Below are 23,696 nucleotides of genomic sequence, written 5' to 3'. Positions count from 1 at the left end.
AGCATCCCCATAGAGGGATGCTTTTTTACGTATATTAGAAAAATTTAAACTAATTTACAGTATAATTAGATGATTTAAATTCTTCTTCTAATTTACCTAAATGTCTTAAGGTAGGTGTCAATGCTGCAAAGAAAAATCCTTCTTTCAACTTACGTGCTTGTGGTGCTTTAGGAGAGTATGCTCTTGAACCACCATTGACCATAGACGCCTGATTAACTTCTAATAGTAAATATCCAGCTTCTTTTTTAAGTCGAATAAGTTCGCCAAATTGATTATCCAAATCATTTTTTGCAACAAGGTTATAAAAGTCTTGCTTGATCTGTTTATAGCGTGATTCAAAATCTGAAATGTCGTATTCTAAATATTTATTGATGCCATTTTGTGCGTCAGAGAATTTATGAATTAAATCAAGTGAAGCACGAACGGAACCTAGGGCAATAGGCACTTGTAGTGTTACAAATTTTGGTCGAATATCTGAGGCAAATGATTTTGCGTCATGCGTGATGATTTGCGTGTCAGGAATCAGTACATCATCCATCGTTATCGCAAATGTTGCTGAACCATTGACACCTAAGAAATTCGACTTCTCATCAAGTGTAATACCATCTTGATTGGCATGTACAATAAACATTACTAATTCATCATCAGTTTCAGACTTTGAAATGGCCCCAAAGTAGTGATCAGAACTGATATTGCTTACTGCTGGAAGTCTACCGTTTACGTAAAATTTTCCCTCTTGATAATGGTGAGATAAATTGAAAGACTCTAAATCATTAAATGATTTCATAGGATTTGATAAACCAGTTGCGCCTAATATATCACCATTTAATAATGATTGTTGTAAATCATGATTTAAATGCGCTTGGTCAGCATTTTCTAAGTATGTTGAGAATGCGAGTTGGCACCATAAGCAAAATCCTGTAGTTAGACAAGATTTGGATACTTCTTCAATAATTTCTAAATTATTTTTCAAATCATTTTCTTTAAAATAACCTTCTTTAAATAAAGTTTGAATAAATTGTTTAGGATAGTGTGTACCTTCATCTATTTCAATTAAATATGGATCTAATTCATTTTCGATAAGTGTTTGTAAACTCAAAATAACGTCTCCTTTATTCTCCGAATCGTTTTAGAATTAATTTTTCTAAATAACTAATAAATCTATCTATAATGAAGCCGAACAAACCAATAAAAAATATTGCGGCTAATACATCTTCTAAGTTCAACATATTTCTTGCATCTACTATCAAAAAGCCTAATCCAGACTGGGCACCAATCATTTCACCAGAAACTAAAAATATCCAACTCGTACCTACAGCCATATGAATACCACCCATAATATGTTTGAAGGCACCAGGGAATAAGATATTTTTATATAATTGCCAACCTGTTAAGTTAAGATTTGAAGCGATTTTTAAATATTGAGGTTCAATATGTCTAATGCCTTTAATTGTGTTAAAAACAATCGGAAAGAAAGCAGCGATAAAAATAATTGCCATAGCTGGTAAGCTACCGATACCAAACCAAAGTACAACGAAAGGTGACCAAGCGATAGGTGATATAGGTCTAATTAATTGTAAAAGTGGTTCGATGGCATGGAATAGTGCATTTACACGACCTAATAAAAATCCGATAGGAACACCTATTAAAATGGCAAGAACAAATCCGACTATGAAACGAAATAAACTAATAAACAAATGAGAAAATATTTCCCCGGAAATGATGAACTGCCAAATGCTCTTAGCAACAAGTAAAGGACCAGGTAAGAGGATAGGTTGATAATTTCCTATCCAAATCACGCATTGCCATATAAATAAGAAAATGATGAAACTAATAATAGGTAAAGTGAATTTTTTAGTTAATGCATGTGTCAATGCGTACTAGCCCTCCTTGTATAATGTTGGATCAACAAAATCTTTATAGTCAGGTGTGTTAAATAATTTATGTTCTTTGACTAAATGAGTGATTTTATTATAGCCTTCTTTTTCAATTGTTAAATCTCCATAAGAAGTCCAATCTGCTGATTGTTTTAAAACTTTTTTATCTTGTTTAAAATGTTTACTCATGACTTCTACGCTTTGCTTTTTATTGTTCATTTTATAACCAGCTTTTTTATAATCAGTCATAAAAGCTTGTGCTGTATGATGGTGTTGATTGATTAAATCCTCTCTGAGCACAAGTGCACAGCAATATGCATCAGGTATCACATCGCTACCATGTTTTAGCGTATGTCCTTTGCCTAGTTTTTCTCCTAAGGCACCAAAAGGTTCAGCTACTGAGTATCCTGAAATACGATTTTCACTTAAAGCTGCGGGCATTTCTGCAGGCGCCATTTCATGATAACTAAAGGTATCAGAGTCTAAATGAAGTTGTTTTCGCATTTCTTCTAATAGTAGGTAATGTGTCGAATACCGATGTGGTATCGCAAAGCTATAATCTTCGTGATTATGGAAGTCTGAAATTGTTTCGTTATTTTGTCCCATAATGACATTACCTTCGTGATGGCCTAGAGCAACTGCTTTAATATTTGAACCTTTCTCTTTAGATTTCATCGCAAGTTCGATTAAGGTAGATGCACCATCGATTTTGCCGCTATTTAAAGCGTCCATCAGGTCAGGCCAATTATTAAATCTTACTAGTTCTAAGTTGTAATTCGCGTTTTTGGTTTGTTGCTGTATTTGTTGGGTCATCATCAAGTTTGCTGAATGTGTAATAGGTAAATAACCAATTTTTATAGTTTCTTTTTTATCGGATTGTTTTTGACTATTACTTTGTGTACAAGCAGAAAGTAATACTAGGAATATTAGAGAAAGGATTAATAATTTTTTCAATATGCTGCCTCCTTATAAATAATATTCCGGTTCTGCCATATAATGATTTAAGGCAAACTTTTCCATGATAGTATTACGGATATTTAATAAATGGCTATCATTGCGATTACGAGGATGTGATTGCTTAATCTTATATTGATCGATAATTTCACAACCCTCTCCAAGTAAAATAATATTGTCAGAAAGATATAATGCTTCATCTATATCATGTGTGACAAGAATAATAGTAGCGTCAGTTTGATGCTTTAATTGAATCAATTGATCTTGTAGTTTATAACGGGTAAATGCATCTAAAGCACCAAGTGGTTCATCCATTAAAATAACTTTCGGTTGATGTACTTGTGCTCTACAAAGTGCAACACGTTGTTTCATCCCACCAGATAATGATTCAGGGAATGCTGAGCCTTTATTATTTAAATCGACACTTTTTAAATGATGGTTAATTTCTTCATTACTCATACGCTTATTTAAACCAATGCGTATATTGTCATAGATATTTTTCCATGGAAAAAGATTATGATGTTGGAATATCATCAAACAATCTGGAGATGGCGTTTGTTTAATTTGACCATTGATATTAACAGAACCAGATGAGGGTGTTAAGAAACCTCCAATAATATTTAATAAAGTTGATTTGCCACATCCACTTTTCCCAATAAAAGTGATGATTTCTCCTTTATCTATATTTAGTTCGAAATCGTTAATGACAGTATTCTCTCCAAATTGATGATGAACTCGATTAATATGAATCACGGTAGACACCTCAATTATTCTTATCGTTTTAATAAGAATTGCGTTTACACTAAAGGGCTATGCAAGTACATAGCCCGTGAAGTGGTTGTTTATGAATTTACTTTTTAGAAAATCTAGTGATTAATCACTTTGTAAAAAGGCAGTAGATGACTGGATTGAATTGCGCTTATATTAAGCTTATTCAACCCTAGTCATCCTTGCCGGGGTGGGACTACGAAATCTTTATTAAAACAAATGATTTCTGTCCCTCTCCCTAAGAACTACTAATCTCAATTCTATTGAGAAATATATAAGGATTACATTAGCTAAAGCTAATGCATAAGAACTACTAATCTCAATTCTATTGAGAAAGTAGTTCTTTATATTTTTTCGATGTCATCGATTGGTGTATCTACAGCTTTACGAGCACGGCGTACAGCGTCTTCATCTGGCGCATCGTACATACAAATACATTTTGTCATGTCTTCACAAACATACGTACGTTGGAATTGTACTTCCGGTACTTCTTCGTAGTGAACTGAATTTTTCTTCTTACGTGCTAAATATTGATCCATTGTAATACCTTCTGGGATATTCCAAGTTACAAGGTAGTCAATTTTAGGATCGCCTTTTTTAACTTCATCCAGTTCTTTACCAACTAGACGCACTTCTTTAACTAAATTTATATTAATTGAAGCATCTTCTAGAAATTGTTTTGCTTCAGTATCATTATTTGCTTCTACAATAAAGTAACCATGTGTTAAGTCTTCAGTAGCTTGAACTTCAATTAAAGTAGGTACATCACCAGTTGTTAATTGAGCAGCTTTATCTTCTAATTCTTTTTTATTTGAGGCAAAAGCCAAATCGTTTGCTTCTAGTAAAAATAATGTCATAAATCTTAACCTCCAAATATTAATAGTAGGTGTATAATACAATAAACCTTATCAGATTACAAGGATATGAAAATAGGTAATTTAAATTTTCTGATAAATTATAAAAATAGTATATAGTTAGCGGTTAAATTGTAATGGGTACAGTAAGGTAATAAAATATACGTGTATAGATTTAAGTTTTTAAAAAATAAACCCGCACACGTCATTTAACTTTATACGTGTGCGGGTTATTAAATTATAATAGTAATGTTGCTAATATTGGAGCTACGATTACAACAATCACACCAACAATAACTAGAGAAATAGATGCCATAGATGCTTCAGTTTCACCAAATTCTTGTGCAGAAGAAACACCTAACGAATGGCCACTTGTACCAAGTGCTAAACCACGTGCAATAGGATTTGTTATATTAAATAACTTAATTAATTTAGATCCTAAAGCATATATAATCACACCATTTAAAATAACTGCTAGTGATGTCAACTCTTTGATGCCGCCGATATCTGCAGATACGGGTAATGCAATGGCAGTTGTCGCACCTTGAGGTAACATAGATGCTATGATGCCATTAGAAAATTGGAATGCTTCGGCGATAAGATAGATACAAACAAGTGCAGCAGTTGTACCTAATGTGATGCCGCCTAGGATTTGTTTCCAATATTTTTTCAAGACATCGCGACGTTTATATAAAGGTATAGCGAAACATATTGTTGCTGGTTCTAAGAAGAAATTAATGATATCGCCACCGATTTTATAATTTGCGTAATCAATACCAGTTAATTTTAAAAAGGCAATGCCGACGACCATGCTGACAAACAATGGTGTGAACAAGAAAAAGCCATTTGTCTTTTTAAATAAAAAAGTTGCGATGATAAAAGGTATAAGTGATAGTAGAATACCAAAATAAGGTGTATTAATCGCTAAATGTTCAATCATAATTTATCCTCCGCCAATTTTTTTGTTTTGAATTTTTCGGAATAAAGGATTTTGTAATAAGCAACTGAGATAAAAATCCTGTACATAACAACAAGAGCAATGTTGAAATGATAATTAATAATATAATTAGGATTGGACTTGTGCTTAATATGCCTAATGAATTAATGACTGAAACACCTGCTGGTACGAATAAGAAACCAATGTTATTCGTTAATGTGGTTCCAACAGTTTCTACTTGGCCAAGTTTTACAATACCAGTACATAAAGCAATAAATAATAGGACAAGTCCTATTACTGAAGCTGGCATTGGCACCGGCATGAAACTTTCGATGATGTTTGAAATAAACATAATAATCGCTATAACAAGCGCTTGATGGAAAAAATTATATGTTTTAGAGATTTTATTGTGCGTTTTGCGTTGTTCTTTTTCTACTCCCATTTAAAATTGCCTCCCAAAATGATCTTGAGTTAATTATAAAATGAAAGCGATTACGATGGGGCGTTTTTGATGTGACTTACGACACGTTAGAGCTGAAATGCATAAATTGAAATGTGACTATCAATTAAGCCCCATCATTTGTTTGAAAGTTTTCATATAGGAGCGGCTAACTTGAAACTTTAATTGATTTGTCATGGTAAGTTGATACGTATAATTGAACCAATGTTCAATGGTTTGAATATGGGATTTATTAATTAATGTTGCACGATGGATACGCATGAAATTTTGCGTTTCAATTTTCTTTTCATAATGACTCAAAGGCTCTGAAGTTTCGAAATCGTCGAGTGTTGTATTGATTGTAGTAATACCATTGTTGACCGAAACTGCAATAATATCATCTAAGTTAATAATATGAATGCGTTCATTTACCTCAATAGGGAGCACTTTACTTGTTTTTGTTTTTTCGTTGTTTTGAGTATCCATAGAAGCTGTTGTATAACTATCACTATGATGTTCGGTAGTTTGCCCCAAAGCTTATTCTACTTTGTGAACTGCTTGTGCAATACGTTGTTGCTCAAAAGGTTTAAGGATATAATCGATGGCATCCAATTCAAAAGCCTTTACAGCAAAAGTATCATGCGCTGTGGCAAAGATGATAAAAGGTGCATGTTTCATTTTCTTTATTTTATTGGCAAGATCAAGACCACTTTCGTCCATTAAATTAATATCAAGAAAAATAACATCATAATCATCATAAAGTAATAGTTCTAATGTCTCAGAAACATTTTCTGCTTCATCAATTTTTTCAAAATGGTTTATTTGATTTAGCAAATAGTGAAGTTCATTACGTGCTAAGGGTTCGTCATCTACAATGATTGCTCTCAATTTTTTCCTCCTCTAAATTATGGTACGGAATCGTACAACTCACTTGTGTGCCTTGGTGATCGGAATGAATTTGAAGACTTGCTTCATAACCAAACAATCCATCTAATCTGCGATTTAAATTTTCTAACGCGCTGCCTGAACCAGATTCTGAATGGACACTGGTTTTACCAATTTTATCAAGTTTTTCATAAGGGATACCATGACCATTATCGGATACGGAAATGACTAAACCTGTTTGAGCTTTGTGTGCTTTTACGATAATTTCGTTATTGTATTTCCTATTTTTAAAAGCATGCTTAATGGCATTCTCAACAAGTATCTGTATAGCAAAAGGCGGTACAAATGCGCCGTAACAAGTACGATCTATGTCAAACGACACATTGAAGCGGTCCGGATATCTAGCTTGTTCTAGAGATAAATAGGATTCTACTTGTTGTAATTCTTTTTCTAAAGAAATCGTGTTATTACGCGCACCTTGTAAATTAGATCTGAAAAATTGACTGAGTTGTAAAAGTAATTCACGTGCTTTTTCACTATCAATACGTACTAATGCAGAAATGGTATTAATTGCATTAAAGAAAAAATGTGGATTAACTTGTGCTTGAAGTGATTTAATTTCAGCATCACGTATTAAGGCACTTTGTGTTTCGGCTTGACCTAATTCAAGTTGACTGGAAAATATTTCAGCAAGTCCAGTTGCTAATTGTTTATCTGAATAGTTAACATCATATTTATTTGTAAAATATAATTTTAATGTCCCGACAACATCATTCTTGACGCGTAGAGGTACTACGATTGCTGCTTCTAAAGGGCATCCTGGGTGGTTACAACCGATTTCTTCACTAGAATATGCTTCTTTTAAAGTGCCAGATTGAATGGCTCGTTTAGATAAATTAGTAATAATTGCTTTTTGGGCAACATGATGGTCGCTCGCTGCGCCAACATGAGTCAAAATATCTTTACGGTTGGTAATTGCTACCGCAGATACGCGCATTAAATTAAGTATAATCTCTGCTGCTTTTTTCGCTGATTGCTCATTCAAACCAGAGCGGAAATAAGGCAATGTCTGGTTAGCAAGCTGTAACACATCATGTGTTTGTATCGCACGCGTTTCTTCCTCTTGTTTAATAGTAGATAAAATAATAGATAAAAATATTGCTGTACCGATGGAATTAATCGAAATCATAGGGATAGCGATGAGTTTTACTAATGTCCATGCATGTTCAGTATTATCAGAAAATAAAAGAATACAAAGCATTTGAATTATTTCTGTTGTACCACCAATGCACGCACCTTTGACTATCGTAGGATAACGGTTAGCACGCATCGCTTTATAGCCAAAATAGCCAGAAATTAAAGCGATGAAAATAGATGAAATCAAGTAAATATATGCATCAGCACCACCAATGTAAACACGATACATACCTGAAATGACGGCAACTGCTAATGCTACAAATGGACCACCGATAAGTCCTGATACGCCAATAGTCAAAACACGTGTATTTGCTAAAGAAGCATCAGAGTCTAGATGGTTATAAACAGTTCCATTAATTATTTCATCGCCTCGGATTTGTATACCAGTGAAGTTTGAAATCATAGAGAAGCAACCAAAAATAATAATTAATTGCCATTGTGAACGTCGTTTCTCGCGCTCATTCATCATTGTTTTAAAATGGTTGATGTTCATTAGTATATAGGCAATAAGTATGATTAAGCCCACACGTTCAAGAAGTAGTATAAATAAATTTAACATAATGCACCCTTATCATAGTTTGTCTTAATATAGTATACAGAAATTTTTTAGCTATATGTTATTGCAGAAAAGTAATTATCATTTTAAGCGATAAAATTTTAGTATAATTCGATGAATTTTAAAGAGAACATTACTCTTTAAGTTTACAAATACACATTTAACGCTGTTTTTTAGCAATATCTATAGCTAAGTGTTATTTTGTTAATATTGGGTTTTTAAATATTTTGTGAAAACGAAAGAAATTATATAATAAATAATTGTCTGATGTTTTCACAAATAAATAAAGCTTAATTTCATTTTAAAAGATTCATTTTGAAATAGATATAGACTTTTTTAGAATATGTTTAATTTGAGTTTAAAAACGTGTATATCTTTTTTGAAGTGATGCAATGCTTTTTGGGGGACATAGGAGGAAAAAAGAATATGGAGTCATCACAATCATTTGAAGGAGATAATAGGCTTCTTGTAGGTATATTTTTAGGAGTTATTACATTCTGGTTATTTGCACAATCTCTTGTAAATATCGTACCAGATCTTCAGTCATCGTTTGATACAAATTATGGCACTATTAACGTGGCAGTTAGTATCACAGCATTATTGTGTGGGCTGTTTGTTGTCGGTGCTGGTGGGCTAGCTGACCGCTATGGTAGAGTTAAAATGACATATATAGGATTGATTTTAAGTATTGTCGGTTCATTACTTATTATTATTCCTGGATTTATACCATTGTTAGTAGTTGGTAGAGCCATACAAGGCTTATCTGCTGCGTGTATTATGCCATCAACGTTAGCAATCATTAACGAGTATTACATAGGAAGCCGACGTCAACGCGCCCTGAGCTATTGGTCTATTGGTTCATGGGGCGGTACAGGTATTTGTTCATTATTCGGTGGCATGTTGTCTACCTTTGTAGGTTGGAGATCAATTTTTATTATCTCTATTATTGTGGCACTCGCAGCGATGTATTTAATGAAGCATGCGCCAGAAACAAAGGCGGTTCAAACAAAAGAAACGAAACGTGCCAAATTTGATACGATTGGACTTATTATTTTAATTATTGCAATGTTGAGTGTCAATTTGATTATTACACAAGCTTCAAATTATGGTTTATTTTCACCACTCATTTTGTCATTGATGTTCATTTTTATTGTTGCAGTTATTGGATTCTTATTTTATGAAACAAGAATACACAATCCGCTGATTGATTTTAGGATATTTAAAAATAAAGGTTACACGGGTGCAACAGTATCGAACTTTTTATTAAATGCCGTTGCCGGTACTTTAATTGTAGCGAATACTTATTTTCAATCAGGCCTTCATTTTACATCATTCCAATCTGGCGCAATGACGATTACTTATCTTGTGGCTGTACTTGTAATGATTAGAGTCGGAGAAAAAATACTTCAACACGTTGGACCTAAACGTCCAATGTTAATCGGTGCGGGTTTAAATGCTGTTGGTATTATTCTAATTTCACTCACATTCCTACCTACACCGATGTATATCGTTATGTGTATACTTGGTTACTTAATTTATGGTATCGGGTTAGGTATGTATGCAACGCCATCCACAGACACTGCTGTTACGACAGCGCCTGATGACAAAGTAGGTGTCGCTTCTGGTGTCTATAAAATGGCGTCCTCTTTAGGTAATTCGTTTGGTGTTGCGTTGTCAGGAACAATATTTACGGTTATGACAACCACTGCGAATATACATGTAGGTGCCATGTATGGTTTGTTATTTAATGCAGCATTAGCTATTATTGCATTTTTAGCTGTTCTATTACTCGTGCCTAAACATCAATTTAATAATTAAAATAGAATGCAAACTGGGATATGAATTGATCCTGGAAGCTTATCTTTCATAGAACGTCATTGTTATTAGAGCGGGACAGAGAAATCATTTCTAGAAGATTTGATTGCTGTTCCGCTCTATTTTTATTATCAAGGAAATTTATGAATTAATAGTTAAATAAGTGTATTGAAAAATTTTAATACTAAATGCATTGATTATGAAATTCAAAACGGTTTATAATCTAGTAAACGCTTACATATGAAGGTGATCAATTGACTAAATTATTATGGCAAACATATGAAGACAGATTGATTTTATTAAAACGTTTAGTAAATCATCAAACTGTGACGAATACGGAAGGTGAATTAACATTTCCGAGTTTTATAAAGCAATTATTATTACAGATTCCTTATTTTGAAAAAAATCAGTCACAAATTTTACTTGAGACTACAGAAGATAATAAAGAGGCCGTTGTAGTCTTTTATAAGGCGCCCACGACAACTAAAACGATTGTGTTAATTAGTCATTTCGATACAGTAGATGTAGATGATTATGGCTCATTTCGTGAAGATGCGTTTGACCCAGATAAACTAAAATATGATTTCACACAATACAGCAGTTATTTAAGTACAGATGCTATTGAAGATTTAAAAAATGACACCTACCTCTTTGGTCGGGGCGTGATGGATATGAAGGCTGGGTTAATGTTGCATTTATCATTAATCGAATTAGCAAGTATAGAAGTATGGGATATCAATTTGATATTAGTAACTGTGCCAGATGAAGAAGTAAATTCATCAGGTATGAGAAAAGCAGTGGAAACGATAGCTTCAATAAAACAAACATTTCAATTAGAAATTCAACTACATTTGAATAGTGAGCCAACGTTTCAACAAGCAAGTGCAGATGAACAACATTATATCTATTCTGGCTCTATAGGTAAAATTATGCCTGGGGTATTGTGCTACGGAAAAGAAACACATGTAGGTAACCCATTAGATGGTCTGAGTTCTAATTTTATGATGAGTTATATGAATCAAGCAATTGAGTATAACTATTTATTTAAAGAAGAATTTGAAAATGAAACGACACCATTGCCTGTTTCGCTTATGACGAAAGATATTAAACAAACGTATGATGTTCAAACGCCATTTAGGACAATGGGGTTATATAACATGTTTCTATTTAAGCAAAAGCCAGCGGATTTATATAGACAATTTATAGATACGGTCATTCGTGCGACAGAGCGTTGTGAAAGTGATTGGTTAAAAATATTAGAGAACGAAGACATTGAATTTGAAACAAAAATCAACGTCCTCACCTTTGATCAGTTAAAACAATATGCGATTAAACAATATGGCGAATCACGCATCGATAAAGAAATACAACAGGTTATCAAAGAAACGCCGGGGCTTCATATGCAGAGCATTCGTGTGACAGACCGCTTAATGCAAATTTGTCGCAATATCGCACCTGCAGTTGTGACATTTTTTGCGACACCATATTATCCTGCTGTAAATGTTTCATACAATCAAAAAATTGAGGAAACCATCGCATTAGTTAAAGAGACGTTTGAAGAAAAATTTCAACGTCAGAGTAAACGTATACATTATTTTAACGGTATCAGTGATAGTAGTTATTTAAATTTTGCTGGAGATATGTCTCAAATGATAACTTACGAAAAGAACACACCGAATTTTAATGCAACGTATACGATTCCATTTGAGGCGATTAAAGAAATCAGTGCGCCGACATTACTTTGTGGTCCTATTGGCAAAGATGCGCATAAATTGAGTGAACGATTGCATAAAAAAAGTGCTTTTGAAGAATTACCATTTGTGTTAGAGAAACTCATAAAATCATATATTTAATTTCCGATTATCATCTATGGGTTGAGTGTGGTGTGGGTATTACGATATATTAAGATTATATAGAAATGAGGAACCATATAATTAAATTAGAGAGGTAATGCTATGATAGAGGCGTATAAAGATTATTGGAAAAGATATATAGATTTTAAAGGTAAATCGAATCGTTTAGAATTTTGGACGCCAGTATTGGTACATATTATCAGTATTTTTATCATTGCGTTGATTGGTGCGTTTAGTTTTATTGTCGGTATATTCATTGTAGCAGCAGTATTGTCAGCTTTAATAGGGTTGTTTGGATTAGCGAACATTGTCCCGATGGCTGCAGTGACCTTGCGTAGATTTTATGATGCTGGTCGAAAGCGGACAACAGCGATCATATTAATTATTCTATCTGTGGTGGTTAATATTATCTTTGATATTATCCAAGTTGACAGTATAGCAGTCTTCTTAAACATTGTTTCAATAATTTGTACTATTATATTAGTGATAGAAACACTACTACCTTCGAAAAATGTAGAAGATGCACAATTAAAATGGTTATAAAATATAAAGCATGGAGATGGAAATCATAATGATGAAATGTGATTCCTATCTCCATGTTTTTTCATTTAAAAAATCAGAAAATTCATTGTTTTTAGACAAAAGAAAACTATCATATAACTGAAGGAGGGATTTTATGGAATGGCTAAAATTAATAGGTATTATAATTATCATTTTAGGGTTTTTACTTGAAATAGATACCATTGCAGTTATTTTAATTGCAGCTGTCGTGACAGGACTTGTTTCAGGCTTAGATTTATATGCCATATTAGATACATTAGGAAAAGCGTTTGTAGATAATCGTTTAGTTACATTATTTATATTGACGTTGCCGATGGTCGGACTTATTGAAAGATTTGGACTGAAGAAACAAGCCTCTAATATGATTGGCAAGGTTAAGCAAGTGACCAGTGGTCGATTACTGACGATTTATTTAATTATTAGGGAACTTGCTGGAGTAGCATCAATTCGTATAGGTGGTCATCCACAGTTCGTACGTCCATTGATAAATCCAATGGTACAGGGCGCACTAAGGACGCGTTATAATTTAAATGAAACAGAAATTGATGCCAAAGATATTGAGAAAATAAAAGCTCAGGCATCGGCAATGGAAAACTATGGTAATTTCTTTGGTCAAAATTTATTTGTTGGTGCAGCTGGTATATTATTGATGGTTGGTACTTTTCAATCCTTAGGTATTAAAGTGGACGCAGTTCAACTTGTATTAGCGTCTGTACCGATATCCATTATCGTATTTTTAATTGTATGGATAAATAATATACGATTTGATAAATATTTAGATAAGAAATATGGTACAAAGCGGGTGAATAAGGATGAGTGAAAGTATTTTAAATCATATTTTAGAAATTTTTTACATATTAATAGGTCTCCAATTACTTTATACTGCTTTTCGAATACTTAAATCTTCTAAGCATCATAAAAAGTATGGTACGGCATTATTTTGGATTTTATTAGCAATTATATTTATCGCTGGCCCTTATATACCTAATGTCTTTAACGGCATATTCATATTAATGATGGGCGCATTGACTTTATTTAAACAAGTGACCATTAAAAATATCGTTGATGTTACAGAAAAAGAAGGGGATATGGGTGCACAAAAATATGGTAATAAATTATTTATACCGGCACTTATATTAGCGATTGCTGCTATTGCTGTCTCAAACTGGACGCCATTGGGTGGCGCAATTGGTTTGGGCATTTCCTCTATATTGGGACTAATTGCAGCATATATGGTGATTAAACCTAAAGTGAAATATATTTTCTATGATAGCGATCGATTAACACAACAAATTGGCACGGTGGGCATACTACCACAATTTCTTGCAGCTTTAGGTGTGCTGTTTACGGTTAGTGGTGTGGGTGATGTGATATCTAAAGGCATTTCGACAATACTACCAGAAGGTAATCATTTAATTGGTGCAACAGCCTATGTCTTAGGCATGGTGTTATTTACCATGCTTATGGGGAACGCATTTGCAGCATTTACTGTGATAACTGCAAGTATTGGTATACCATTTGTTATTACACAAGGTGGTGATCCAGTTATTGCAGGCGCATTAGCAATGACAGGAGGATTTTGTGGCACATTATTAACGCCAATGGCAGCTAATTTTAATACGTTACCCGTAGCTTTGCTAGAAATGAAAGAAGAGTTTGGTGTGATTAAAGCGCAAGGACCCATTGCAATAATAATGATTATGGTACATATCGCTTTAATGTATGTATGGGCGTTTTAGAAAAAATAAGGTTAAGAAGGGAACATTTATATGAGAATTTTAATAACTGGTTTCGATCCATTTGGTGGAGAACGTGTTAACCCAGCATTAGAAGCTGTGAAATTATTACCTGATGAAATTGGCGCACATAAGATAGATAAGTTAGAAATACCTACTGTTTTTCACAAAAGTAAAGATGTCATTCTATCTCAAATGAAGCGTTACGAATATGATATCGTTTTGGCTATAGGACAAGCTGGTGGGAGATATGAATTAACACCTGAGCGTGTTGGGATTAATGTGGATGATGCACGCATTGCCGATAATGAAGGTAATCAACCGATTGATGAAGTGATACAAGTTGATGGAAATGCAGCATACTTTTCTAATTTGCCAGTCAAACGAATAACAGAAGCGATTAAAGCACAAGGTATTCCATCAAGGTTATCTAATACTGCTGGCACTTTTGTTTGTAATCATATTTTATATCAGCTAGGTTATTTACAGGCAACAGCGTTTCCAAAAATAAAATTTGGCTTTATTCATGTACCATTTGTTCCTGAACAAGTTACTGATAAACCAGAAAAGCCGTCTATGTCATTAGAAACGATTCGAATTGGTTTATATGCTGCTTTAGAAGCAATTGTTGAATCAGGAGAAGATATAAAAGTCGCTTTAGGTGAAACACACTAAATAAAATAAACAAATAATGAGACCGAGACATGTATAGATGCCCCGGTCTCATTATTTGTTTATTGGAAAAGTAGATCAAGCAATGATTTTGCGCCGCTTTTTTAATGATCATGTTCTGTACGTGTATAATCCATGCGGACTTCATTATAGGTTTTACCAAAGTATGTTGGCTTTTTATGCTCAGTTGCTTTAAAGCCTATTTGTTCATAGAAATGAATGGCATTTGTGTTTTCTTCAACTACCCATAGCGTCACATTATCAGGATAGGATAATTCTAATGCACGTTGCGTTAAAGCGTAACCAATCATATGACGCTGATAAGCTTCTAATAGATATAATGCATAAATTTCGCTCCAGTCATCTGATTCTGAAATGGATTCTGTTTTACCATAAGTGATAAAACCTACGATTTCATTTTTAACAATTGCTACTAACGTAGGTAAGTTATGCAAGGAGGACTTCTTAATAAATTGTGCTTTATCAAGATTTTCTAGATAGTCATTTACAGATATATCATTATAAGTGCTCAACCAACTTTCATAATGGACATTTGCTTTGCTATGTCGATCTTCTTCAGTTAAAGCTCTGATTGTAAATTCCATAGAATGCCTCCCTTACATACTAAATTGATATTATTATAGCATCATTATTTTTGAAAAAGAAATTTTTCAATTCAAAATTGTATGTAATTAGAAATGGGAGATACATTGTATTAAAGTATAAACGATTTTATGATTTCGTTTCTTCTTTTAATTCATCTTGAAGTAATGAAGCTTCATTGCGTGCAATTTTGCCATAATATGCATGTGCAAAATGCATTTGTATGATTAAGAATAAACCACCTACTGTCCAATAAAGTCCTTAAGCGGAAGCAGATTGTAACGAAATATAAGTGATAAATACGGGAGATAGTATCATTAAAACATAGTGCGTTTTTCGCTGATCTTTTGGGTAGTGAATGGCATTTACTAAAGGTTGGAAAAAATAAACCACTGCTGCAATTAAAGAAATCCATAGATTTGGCTCAGTTAAATTAAACCAAAGAAAATGTGGATGGCTGTCAATGCCTCCATCACTCGGGAATTTTAAAGTGATAATTAAACCATATAAGATAGGCAACTGAATTAATATAGGTAAACAACCAAGCATATTTTTTAAAGGGTTAATATCATATTGTTTATATGTATCCATCAAAAGTTTATTTGCTTCTAGTTTTTCTTCTTGAGTTTTAGCAAGCTTTACATTTTCTTTCAATGTATCAATTTGAGGCTGTACCACTTCAGTTTTTTCACGCATCATGTGCATATTTTTAACTTGCAATACCATAAAGGGGAGTAAGAGCACACGTATTATTAAAACAATGGTAATGATTGCTAAACCATAATTTTCTCCATACAAATGGCCTAAGGCATGTAATAACTTATCGATAGGTTGTACGAATATCATATTGAAAATGCCTTGATCATGCTTATGAGTTTGTTGTGACTTATTGCATGCAGTTAGGAAAAGGGGGATCGATAATAAGAATAGCCACTTTATACGCATCATTCATCCCTCTAAATTAGTGTTGATATAAATATAAATTTAACACAATTGAATGAGATTTTTAAGTATTTTTAAAGTAGTAAAAATAGGAAGCATTATATTTATCCATAAGTATAAAAATAAGGCACCACTTTAGTATAGCCTTATGACTAAATTAAAGTAGTACCTTAAGTGTGAAGTTGATACCGAGGACTTAACAACCTACACTAGAACGCATTCAGCATATAGAGATGATTTTAATGTTGTGACACTATCTATCTACGAGCGTCTAATTAAGCAATCGTTTAAAAAAATTGATTTCTATTCCATCGCTTTATTTTGATGCCCAAACAATCTCATTATAATTTATATTTTCACGAACTTGTGAAGCGATATGTGCATCCAATTTATTATTTTGTACAAGTTTATCTAAGAATGCTCTTTGCATGTACAAACCTTCAAGTTTGTGCGCTTCTGTAATAGAAGCGGGTGTTTGATTGTTTTTATTTTGATTTTTTCTAATTCTGTATAATCTATTGTAATACTGGTTTAAAACAATATTTACTTCTAATACGTTGTCACTTGTTTGTTCAGACTTTAAGCGTAATGCAACGTTGTGATTTACAATACGCATGATTTTTTTTACTTCTTGGAAATTAGATTTAAATTGTTTTATCTGTGATGTGTCTGCATGTTTTTTAGCTCTAATTCTCAAAATGAGCATCTGTAATACCACTTTGAATTTATGAAGTGCAGATGAGTCCTTGTATTGTCTAGAAGTTTCTAATGCAGAACGGTAATTTAAAATAGTTTGACGGTCTACTTTGTTTTGAGATACTAAGCGTTCCAACGTCTCAGATTCTTCTTCATTGGCAATATCTTCAAGACGCTTCATTTCCTTAGCATTATTATCTTCTGGTGACATTTGCAGTAAAAAGAATAATTCATCAAAATACTCTGATATAACAGTGTTATAGTTTATAGACTCATCTTCTTTAGATTTAACTTTAAAGTGTTTAATTACATTTTGAACTATAAAGACTTTGGCAGCAACATAACTCATAGAAGTTGATGCTTTGCGTTGTTCAGACGGTGTAATTATTGGGAGAACGATTTGTGCCATGACTAAACTAATAATTACCATCAAAGAGGCAATAAATAGTAAGTCATTTTTATAAGTAAACGTTTGTTGCTGTGCTAGTAAAGTGGGCAAGGTTAGTGCCATAGATAGCGAAATCGTACCGTGAATACCACACATTGTCATGATAAATGCGTAATGCAGCCGTTTTGGCGGTGTTTCTTGATTGTCATTTAAATAGGATTGAATGTTATTTGGATAGTAAAATTGTTTGAATAAGATGAACACCCAAATAAAACGAAATACATAAATGGCTAGAGCGATAAGTAACGTTGTCGTAATTAAAAATTTAATATTTTCTGGTTCTTTATTAATAATTTCAGAAACGACCTTTGGCACGATGAAACCTAACACTACGAAAACAAAGCCATTAAGCACATAACTTAATGTACTCCAAATTTGATTGTAGTTCATTTGTAACTCTGTTTGAGCACGTATCAAACGATCTCTTTCAAATCCATGAATTAAACCAGCGATGACTACTGCGATAATACCGGATGCGTGTAACATTTCAGCGACGAAATAGACTGCAAAGGGAGTCAGTAATTGAATGAAAATCATTGTATTACCATCTTTAAGCCCTTTATTCATTGATAAATAAATACGCAAACGTACAATTAACATGCCGATAACAACCCCTATTACAACCCCTAATATTGTAGAAATAATAAATTGTTCAATTGCATCAAATGCAGAGAATGCGCCTGTTACTAAAGCAGTTACTGCTATTTTGAACGAAATAATACCAGCAGCATCATTTAACAGAGACTCACCTTCAAGTATAGATAGTGCCCCTTTTGGTAGGATTTTACCTTTAGTGATTGCTTGAACTGCAACGGCATCCGTTGGACAGAGGATTGCAGCAATTGCAAATGCTGCTGGCATAGGAAGTTCCGGCCAAATCCAAGCGATAAAGTAGCCGACGCCAATAACGGTAGTAAATACAAGTGCCATAGCCATCAAAATGATAGGTTTACGATATTCTAACAGCTTAGTTCTTGATACATGTGTGCCTTCAACAAATAGTAATGGTGCGATGACAGCCATCATAAATACTTCTGAATCAAATTCAAAATGCAAGGGGATGGGAAGGACATAAAGACATACACCTAACGCAATTTGAACAAATGCCATTGGCACTTTAGGGAATTTATTGTGAATAATTGAACTGATTATCACAGCAATAATAAAGATTAGAAAAGCTTCTAGTAATAGCATAAAGACTCCTAGTTATTTTTTTGATTATTATATCTTATCATTATATAAAAATCATAGATAGTCATAAATAGAATGTCACTAAATTTAATAAGTATTTCAAAGGATTGATTAGGCGCATCATTTAATACTATTTAACGGAATATGTCATAATGGTGATGTTAAGTTAATAGAGGAATGTGATAAATATGAACATTGGTGTTATTTCGGATTTACATATTGATAGGCATAAATCTCTAAAGCCAAAGGATTATGAAGACGAACTCATCAAGGCAATACAGCGTAATCAAGTAGAATTATTATTAATTGCTGGAGATATTTCGAATAATTACAAGTTAACTCAAGCTTTTATTAAATCAGTAGAAGCACAAGCTCAAATAAAAGTTTTATTTATTCCGGGCAATCATGATTTCTGGTCTGCTGATACGAATGCTACATCAGCTGAAATCTTAGAAGAGTATATGGGGATGGAAGCCTGTTTAATCGGTAAACCATACCATTTAAATGACGCTTGGGCAATAGTGGGAAATACGGGGTGGTATGATTATTCATATGCAAGTCCAGAATTTTCACTTGAACGCATTGCACGTAGAAAATACTATGGTGCAACGTGGCAAGATAAGGTGAAAATTGATTGGCCCATGGACGATAGAAAATTATCGAGAATTGCAGCAAATCAAGCCATTAAAGATATAGAAAAAGTCAAAGATAAGCAAATTATTTTAATGACCCATATTGTGACACATCCAAAGTTTGCAGTGCCGATGCCACATCGATTATTTGATTATTTCAATGCTTTTATTGGAACATCTGATTTTGATGAAATTTATAAAAAGTATCCAATTCGTTATAGTATTATGGGACATGTACATTTTAGAAATCGTTTTGATGAACAAGGTGTCACTTATATTTGTCCGTGTCTTGGATATCAACGAGAGTGGCGTTCAGATGATGTGACTCGTGAAATAGATCATGCGCTAAATATCATTCAGATTTAAAACATGCAGAAACTATAAATAGGATAATGAGTTTAATTTCATTGTCGTTTAGTAAAAAAAGAGAACTAGCGCCCGATCAACCATAAGTGATTTTATCATTTTATGTTTGATTGGGCGCTCGTTTTATTAGCAGTTTTATGATAAATGAAAACTCATGCGGCCAGGCGCATCATAGCTTTGCTCTAATTTTGATTTTTTGATTTTCATCAATTGATATTTGGTTGGTATTATAGCTGGTAAGATAAATGATTTTCCTAAGTGGGACCACAAGGGATCAATATAATAATAGTGTTGAGCATCATAACCAACGAGAACGGTGACGTGAATATTAGCTACTAACTTTGTTGGTTGGTTATCTAATTTATAAGTACGACGGTAAGGTCTTTTACCCAGTACGGTATGATAAATAACAACGGGTTGTCCTTGGTCTATAATGTGACATAAATCAGTTAAGGATTGACCAGTGCTATCAACGACATGATTTGAATAGCGTCTAAGATGTGGAACGAGAGCAGTTGGAAAAATAGTCTGATGATAACCTAGTTTTATCCATAAATGATGTCCTACGTATCCTTTATAGGGGTTATTTCTATGTCTCGGCCAGTGACGCATAATTTCAGTGGCTGGTATGTTAAAGTGGTTAAATTGTAAAATCATTGCTGCAGAAACACCCTCACAACCCATGATCATCGGAATTGGAAACAATTGACTGATGGGTTTTACTGATAAAATATTTGAATTCATGATGAAAATCTCCTAGTAAATTTTACTCAACAAAAGTGTGAATGAAGTTAATTGCTATTATTATATATCTATTCATAAAGATTGCCTATTAAGATGCTTGAATTTCGAAGTAATAGTTTGTCATGGGTATTCTATATATGTTTTGGTTATAATAGCAAAAAAGAGGGTGGGGAATGCGAATGAATTATAGAATTGAAGAGTTGCCAACGTTATCTGTTATTGGTGAGAAAAAGATATATGCCACTGGACAAAAAGCACAAGAAAATATTTTTATGTTTTGGATGGAATTTGATGATAGTGGAAAAAAAGATCAATTACTAGAGCTAGGAAATAATCAATTGCCGGGCTTACTTGGTGTTTGCAAGCCCCATGATAGTGGAGAGATGCATTATTTGATAGGCGTAACCAGTGAACATAAAGATGACAAATGGCGAAACATAGAATTGGAAGGTGGCAGATACTTAGTATTTGATGCTAAAGGACCTGTACCAGAGTCAATTAAAAAAGCGATGCAACAAATTAACAAAGATATTTTACCTAAATTGGATTATGAAATAAGACATGCACCATTTTTTGAATTATACAAAGAAGGGGCCATTAGAGAAGATGACTATGTCACAGAAATATGGTTACCTATTGTTTAATAAAATAGAAAGTAATCACAAGTGGGACAGAAATCCAAGTCTCTAATAGCGTTTTCGTAGTCCTACCTATGCAATCAATGCAAGGATGACCTGGTTAAAGGTATAACTAAGCTAACGCTCATGCTCATGCATAAATCTTGCTAGCATTTTTATGTGGCAATATATGCGTTTGCTGATGCATCAGAATGACTCGTTTCTATAAAATGAAAAAATCGTTTCTTTAAATAAGTGAGACTTTGCATTTTCAATTCAGTCATCTATTACCTAATATAAAAAGAGGCTGGACATCTATGTTTGTCGCAGCCTCTCATTATTTGAATTTTTAATTAGAACTGTTTTTGAAGGTAAATGATTTTAATGAGATTTCGAGTAATACAATGAAAATCGTCGTTATAATCAGAATGATTATATAAGGCATGACACTATATTCTCCTTTTAATCCCACAAGTGGCGACATTATACCACCTAATATAAATTGGAATAAACCAAGTAAACTTGATGCATTGCCACTACCGCCAGTTCTAGATTCCATTGCCAAAGTAAAACTTAAAGGTCCGATTCCAGTAACAGGACAAACATTTAAGAAGAAAGCAATGACTAATACCCAAAGTGGTAAGTGGAATATAAGCGTAAAGCAAATTAGAATAACGCCAGCTATTTGAATCAGGGTTAGTAGTATTAATAACAAATAACGATTTATATATTCAACTAATGTAGCGGTTAACTGACTCACTATAATTAACCCGATACCGTTAATTGCGAATAAAATACTGAATTGTTGTGGCGTCATGTCATAAATTTTTTGAGTGATAAAAGGCGCAGCTGATGAAAAACTAAATAACATCACATACGTTAACCCTTGTAGTAACATAGGTATAATGAAAGCTGGTTTCTTTAATAAGGAACCAAAATTTTTAAAAATAGCTGAAAAGTTAAGTTTTGAGAGATGTGTACTTCTTGTTTCTTCCATTTTAAAAAAGGCAAATAACAAAATTGCAAAACTTATAATGGTTAATATTAAAAATATTGCTTTCCAATTTGCGATAGTTAGTGCATATCCTCCAATTAATGGCGCAATGATACTGATAATGCCATTAACAACAAGTAGAGACGCTAAGCCTTTAGCTAACGCTTTTCCTTTATGTTGATCGCCAATGGATGCTTTAGCAATGACGATGACACCACCGCCAGTTAACCCTTGTATGAGACGAAGTGTAAGTAAGATAGACAGCGAAGTCGTGAACACGGCTATTAATGAAGCGATGACATATAATGAAATAATAATTAATGCTACTTTTTTGCGACCATAAGCGTCTGATAATGGTCCGAAGATAAATTGTCCAACTGCAAGACCAATCATTGCAAATGAAAGAGTGAGTTGTACTTGTGAAGCCGTTGTGTCAAAAGCATTTTGTACATTTGGAAGCGATGGCACATACATATCTATCGTTAAAGGACCAAAGGTAGTCATGATTCCCAACATAATGATGACCATGATGGGTAATCGGGGATTTGAAGTTTTGTCCATATATAATACTCCTTAAAAATCGGATTAAAGTATAGTGTGAAAAAGCGGATAATTTCTTAACTAGACTATTATCCCATACGTAAAGATAAATGCAATGGAAAAATTTCTTGTCGAAATGCAATGTATGTTGCATGATATCAACATTGTTATATAATACAATAGATTATGAATAAATTTAATGTAGCATATTTACAATGAATCACAATACGAATCATTTAAATCGCACAATTGAGATACAAGATAGATAATGTTTGGTTATAAAGGAGTAAATGAATGAGCTTAAGTAAAACACAATATGAAGTAATTAAATTCATCATAGTAGGTGGCATAAATACGTTTAATTATTATGTGGTCTATTTAATATTATTAAAATTATTAGGTATTAATTATTTAGTCAGTCATGTAAGTGGGTTTGTAGTCAGCTTTATTATTTCGTATTATTTGAACTGCTATTTTGTTTATAAAGTAAAACCTACATGGCGAAAATTTATACAATTTCCGTTGACACAGGTTGTAAATATGGGAATGCAAACAGGTTTATTATACGTATTTGTACAATGGTTTCATATATCATCGGTCATTGCACCGTTTGCTGGATTAATTATCACGATTCCAATTACCTTTGTCTTATCAAAATATATATTAAGAGACGAGTGATACAAAGTTCCTGTTATAAAAGGGAATACCAACTTTATTTAATCTTTTTAGTTGAAGGAAACAACCAAGAAATCAATTTCTAATAATTAATTTCTTGATTATTTCCTTTATTTTTATGCAATTTGATAGTGATTTTTAGGA

The 23,696-nt window shown here is 33.1% G+C and carries 21 protein-coding genes and 2 pseudogenes; 9 read left to right on the top strand and 14 right to left on the bottom strand.

What is annotated here, in order from left to right; all coding sequences use genetic code 11:
• Positions 1-49: 49 nt before the first annotated feature.
• From ACM595_RS07280 to ACM595_RS07240, 9 genes and pseudogenes are all read right to left on the bottom strand, one after another.
• Positions 50-1,102, bottom strand: coding sequence for an acyl-CoA dehydrogenase family protein (locus tag ACM595_RS07280; RefSeq protein ID WP_228160985.1), 1,053 nt, complete (start codon positions 1,100-1,102; stop codon positions 50-52).
• Positions 1,103-1,112: 10 nt separating this feature from the next.
• The gene (locus ACM595_RS07275) at positions 1,113-1,874 is read right to left on the bottom strand and encodes an ABC transporter permease (RefSeq protein ID WP_002482415.1); all 762 of its coding nucleotides are present in this window, start codon (positions 1,872-1,874) and stop codon (positions 1,113-1,115) included.
• 6 nt (positions 1,875-1,880) lie between these two features.
• Complete coding sequence (locus ACM595_RS07270; RefSeq protein ID WP_011302420.1) at positions 1,881-2,831, bottom strand: ABC transporter substrate-binding protein; 951 nt, start codon at positions 2,829-2,831, stop codon at positions 1,881-1,883.
• Positions 2,832-2,843: 12 nt separating this feature from the next.
• A complete protein-coding gene (locus ACM595_RS07265; RefSeq protein ID WP_002482417.1) occupies positions 2,844-3,584 on the bottom strand; it encodes an ABC transporter ATP-binding protein in 741 nt (246 codons plus the stop codon).
• 359 nt (positions 3,585-3,943) lie between these two features.
• Positions 3,944-4,456: a DUF4242 domain-containing protein gene (locus ACM595_RS07260; RefSeq protein WP_002482418.1), complete on the bottom strand. Its 513-nt coding sequence runs from the start codon at positions 4,454-4,456 to the stop codon at positions 3,944-3,946.
• Positions 4,457-4,691: 235 nt separating this feature from the next.
• Positions 4,692-5,393 (bottom strand): antiholin-like protein LrgB, encoded by a 702-nt coding sequence (gene lrgB, locus ACM595_RS07255; protein WP_002482419.1) that lies wholly within the window; start codon positions 5,391-5,393, stop codon positions 4,692-4,694.
• Positions 5,386-5,832, bottom strand: a complete 447-nt coding sequence (gene lrgA / locus ACM595_RS07250) for an antiholin-like murein hydrolase modulator LrgA (protein WP_011302421.1) — start codon at positions 5,830-5,832, stop codon at positions 5,386-5,388. Before lrgA ends, lrgB begins: the two co-directional genes overlap by 8 nt.
• 120 nt (positions 5,833-5,952) lie before the next feature.
• A pseudogene (locus ACM595_RS07245) lies at positions 5,953-6,717 on the bottom strand (response regulator transcription factor LytR).
• Entirely contained in the window at positions 6,695-8,470 is a 1,776-nt protein-coding gene (locus ACM595_RS07240) for a sensor histidine kinase (RefSeq protein WP_115338398.1), read from the bottom strand. Before ACM595_RS07240 ends, ACM595_RS07245 begins: the two are co-directional and overlap by 23 nt.
• A gap of 423 nt (positions 8,471-8,893) precedes the next feature.
• On the opposite strand from ACM595_RS07240, the gene ACM595_RS07235 reads away from it, so the two are divergent.
• The 6 genes from ACM595_RS07235 to pcp all read left to right on the top strand — a co-directional run bounded on the left by ACM595_RS07235 (position 8,894) and on the right by pcp (position 15,107).
• Positions 8,894-10,285 carry an MFS transporter gene (locus ACM595_RS07235; protein WP_115338399.1) on the top strand — a complete coding sequence of 464 codons (1,392 nt, stop codon included), beginning with the start codon at positions 8,894-8,896 and terminating at the stop codon, positions 10,283-10,285.
• A 251-nt stretch (positions 10,286-10,536) separates the two neighbouring features.
• Complete coding sequence (locus ACM595_RS07230; protein WP_002482423.1) at positions 10,537-12,135, top strand: M20/M25/M40 family metallo-hydrolase; 1,599 nt, start codon at positions 10,537-10,539, stop codon at positions 12,133-12,135.
• 102 nt (positions 12,136-12,237) lie between these two features.
• The gene (locus tag ACM595_RS07225) at positions 12,238-12,678 is read left to right on the top strand and encodes a DUF805 domain-containing protein (protein WP_002482424.1); all 441 of its coding nucleotides are present in this window, start codon (positions 12,238-12,240) and stop codon (positions 12,676-12,678) included.
• 133 nt (positions 12,679-12,811) lie between these two features.
• Positions 12,812-13,516: a DUF969 domain-containing protein gene (locus tag ACM595_RS07220; RefSeq protein WP_002482425.1), complete on the top strand. Its 705-nt coding sequence runs from the start codon at positions 12,812-12,814 to the stop codon at positions 13,514-13,516.
• Positions 13,509-14,435 carry a DUF979 domain-containing protein gene (locus ACM595_RS07215; protein ID WP_037537734.1) on the top strand — a complete coding sequence of 309 codons (927 nt, stop codon included), beginning with the start codon at positions 13,509-13,511 and terminating at the stop codon, positions 14,433-14,435. The genes ACM595_RS07220 and ACM595_RS07215 overlap by 8 nt, the downstream gene beginning before the upstream one ends.
• A gap of 30 nt (positions 14,436-14,465) precedes the next feature.
• Positions 14,466-15,107: a pyroglutamyl-peptidase I gene (gene pcp / locus ACM595_RS07210; protein WP_002482427.1), complete on the top strand. Its 642-nt coding sequence runs from the start codon at positions 14,466-14,468 to the stop codon at positions 15,105-15,107.
• A 101-nt stretch (positions 15,108-15,208) separates the two neighbouring features.
• Here pcp and ACM595_RS07205 read toward each other — a convergent pair whose 3' ends face one another.
• The 3 genes and pseudogenes from ACM595_RS07205 to ACM595_RS07195 form a co-directional block, all read right to left on the bottom strand.
• A complete protein-coding gene (locus ACM595_RS07205) occupies positions 15,209-15,709 on the bottom strand; it encodes a GNAT family N-acetyltransferase (protein ID WP_069838184.1) in 501 nt (166 codons plus the stop codon).
• A gap of 127 nt (positions 15,710-15,836) precedes the next feature.
• Positions 15,837-16,655, bottom strand: a pseudogene (gene yidC / locus ACM595_RS07200) (membrane protein insertase YidC).
• 310 nt (positions 16,656-16,965) lie between these two features.
• Complete coding sequence (locus ACM595_RS07195; protein ID WP_115338400.1) at positions 16,966-18,987, bottom strand: cation:proton antiporter; 2,022 nt, start codon at positions 18,985-18,987, stop codon at positions 16,966-16,968.
• Between the two features lie 185 nt (positions 18,988-19,172).
• Between ACM595_RS07195 and ACM595_RS07190 the strand changes: the two genes are divergently transcribed.
• Positions 19,173-19,982, top strand: a complete 810-nt coding sequence (locus tag ACM595_RS07190; protein WP_002482433.1) for a metallophosphoesterase — start codon at positions 19,173-19,175, stop codon at positions 19,980-19,982.
• 135 nt (positions 19,983-20,117) lie between these two features.
• On the opposite strand, the gene ACM595_RS07185 is transcribed toward ACM595_RS07190, so the two are convergent.
• Positions 20,118-20,726: a C39 family peptidase gene (locus tag ACM595_RS07185; protein ID WP_041079240.1), complete on the bottom strand. Its 609-nt coding sequence runs from the start codon at positions 20,724-20,726 to the stop codon at positions 20,118-20,120.
• A 179-nt stretch (positions 20,727-20,905) separates the two neighbouring features.
• Here ACM595_RS07185 and ACM595_RS07180 point away from each other — a divergent pair, with 179 nt between their 5' ends.
• Entirely contained in the window at positions 20,906-21,370 is a 465-nt protein-coding gene (locus tag ACM595_RS07180) for a GyrI-like domain-containing protein (RefSeq protein ID WP_069821647.1), read from the top strand.
• 322 nt (positions 21,371-21,692) lie between these two features.
• Here the strand turns inward: ACM595_RS07180 and ACM595_RS07175 are convergent, their stop codons facing one another.
• Positions 21,693-22,898 (bottom strand): multidrug effflux MFS transporter, encoded by a 1,206-nt coding sequence (locus ACM595_RS07175; protein WP_002482435.1) that lies wholly within the window; start codon positions 22,896-22,898, stop codon positions 21,693-21,695.
• A gap of 273 nt (positions 22,899-23,171) precedes the next feature.
• On the opposite strand from ACM595_RS07175, the gene ACM595_RS07170 reads away from it, so the two are divergent.
• The gene (locus tag ACM595_RS07170) at positions 23,172-23,555 is read left to right on the top strand and encodes a GtrA family protein (protein ID WP_037537739.1); all 384 of its coding nucleotides are present in this window, start codon (positions 23,172-23,174) and stop codon (positions 23,553-23,555) included.
• Positions 23,556-23,696 lie beyond the last annotated feature (141 nt).

The sequence above is a fragment of the Staphylococcus sp. LKG3-1 genome (assembly GCF_048568385.1).
Classification (GTDB): Bacteria; Bacillota; Bacilli; order Staphylococcales; family Staphylococcaceae; genus Staphylococcus; species Staphylococcus saprophyticus.
This window is presented reverse-complemented; position numbering and strand designations above follow the sequence as displayed.

Bases quoted from the DNA above. Each gene is read 5' to 3' on its own strand.
- ACM595_RS07180 (WP_069821647.1), top strand. From the start codon at position 20,906: ATGAATTATAGAATTGAAGAGTTGCCAACGTTATCTGTTATTGGTGAG.
- ACM595_RS07240 (WP_115338398.1), bottom strand. From the start codon at position 8,470: ATGTTAAATTTATTTATACTACTTCTTGAACGTGTGGGCTTAATCATA.
- ACM595_RS07205 (WP_069838184.1), bottom strand. From the start codon at position 15,709: ATGGAATTTACAATCAGAGCTTTAACTGAAGAAGATCGACATAGCAAA.
- ACM595_RS07170 (WP_037537739.1), top strand. From the start codon at position 23,172: ATGAGCTTAAGTAAAACACAATATGAAGTAATTAAATTCATCATAGTA.
- ACM595_RS07225 (WP_002482424.1), top strand. From the start codon at position 12,238: ATGATAGAGGCGTATAAAGATTATTGGAAAAGATATATAGATTTTAAA.
- ACM595_RS07215 (WP_037537734.1), top strand. From the start codon at position 13,509: ATGAGTGAAAGTATTTTAAATCATATTTTAGAAATTTTTTACATATTA.
- pcp (WP_002482427.1), top strand. From the start codon at position 14,466: ATGAGAATTTTAATAACTGGTTTCGATCCATTTGGTGGAGAACGTGTT.
- ACM595_RS07195 (WP_115338400.1), bottom strand. From the start codon at position 18,987: ATGCTATTACTAGAAGCTTTTCTAATCTTTATTATTGCTGTGATAATC.
- ACM595_RS07185 (WP_041079240.1), bottom strand. From the start codon at position 20,726: ATGAATTCAAATATTTTATCAGTAAAACCCATCAGTCAATTGTTTCCA.
- lrgB (WP_002482419.1), bottom strand. From the start codon at position 5,393: ATGATTGAACATTTAGCGATTAATACACCTTATTTTGGTATTCTACTA.
- ACM595_RS07175 (WP_002482435.1), bottom strand. From the start codon at position 22,898: ATGGACAAAACTTCAAATCCCCGATTACCCATCATGGTCATCATTATG.
- ACM595_RS07190 (WP_002482433.1), top strand. From the start codon at position 19,173: ATGAACATTGGTGTTATTTCGGATTTACATATTGATAGGCATAAATCT.
- ACM595_RS07260 (WP_002482418.1), bottom strand. From the start codon at position 4,456: ATGACATTATTTTTACTAGAAGCAAACGATTTGGCTTTTGCCTCAAAT.
- ACM595_RS07220 (WP_002482425.1), top strand. From the start codon at position 12,812: ATGGAATGGCTAAAATTAATAGGTATTATAATTATCATTTTAGGGTTT.
- ACM595_RS07235 (WP_115338399.1), top strand. From the start codon at position 8,894: ATGGAGTCATCACAATCATTTGAAGGAGATAATAGGCTTCTTGTAGGT.
- lrgA (WP_011302421.1), bottom strand. From the start codon at position 5,832: ATGGGAGTAGAAAAAGAACAACGCAAAACGCACAATAAAATCTCTAAA.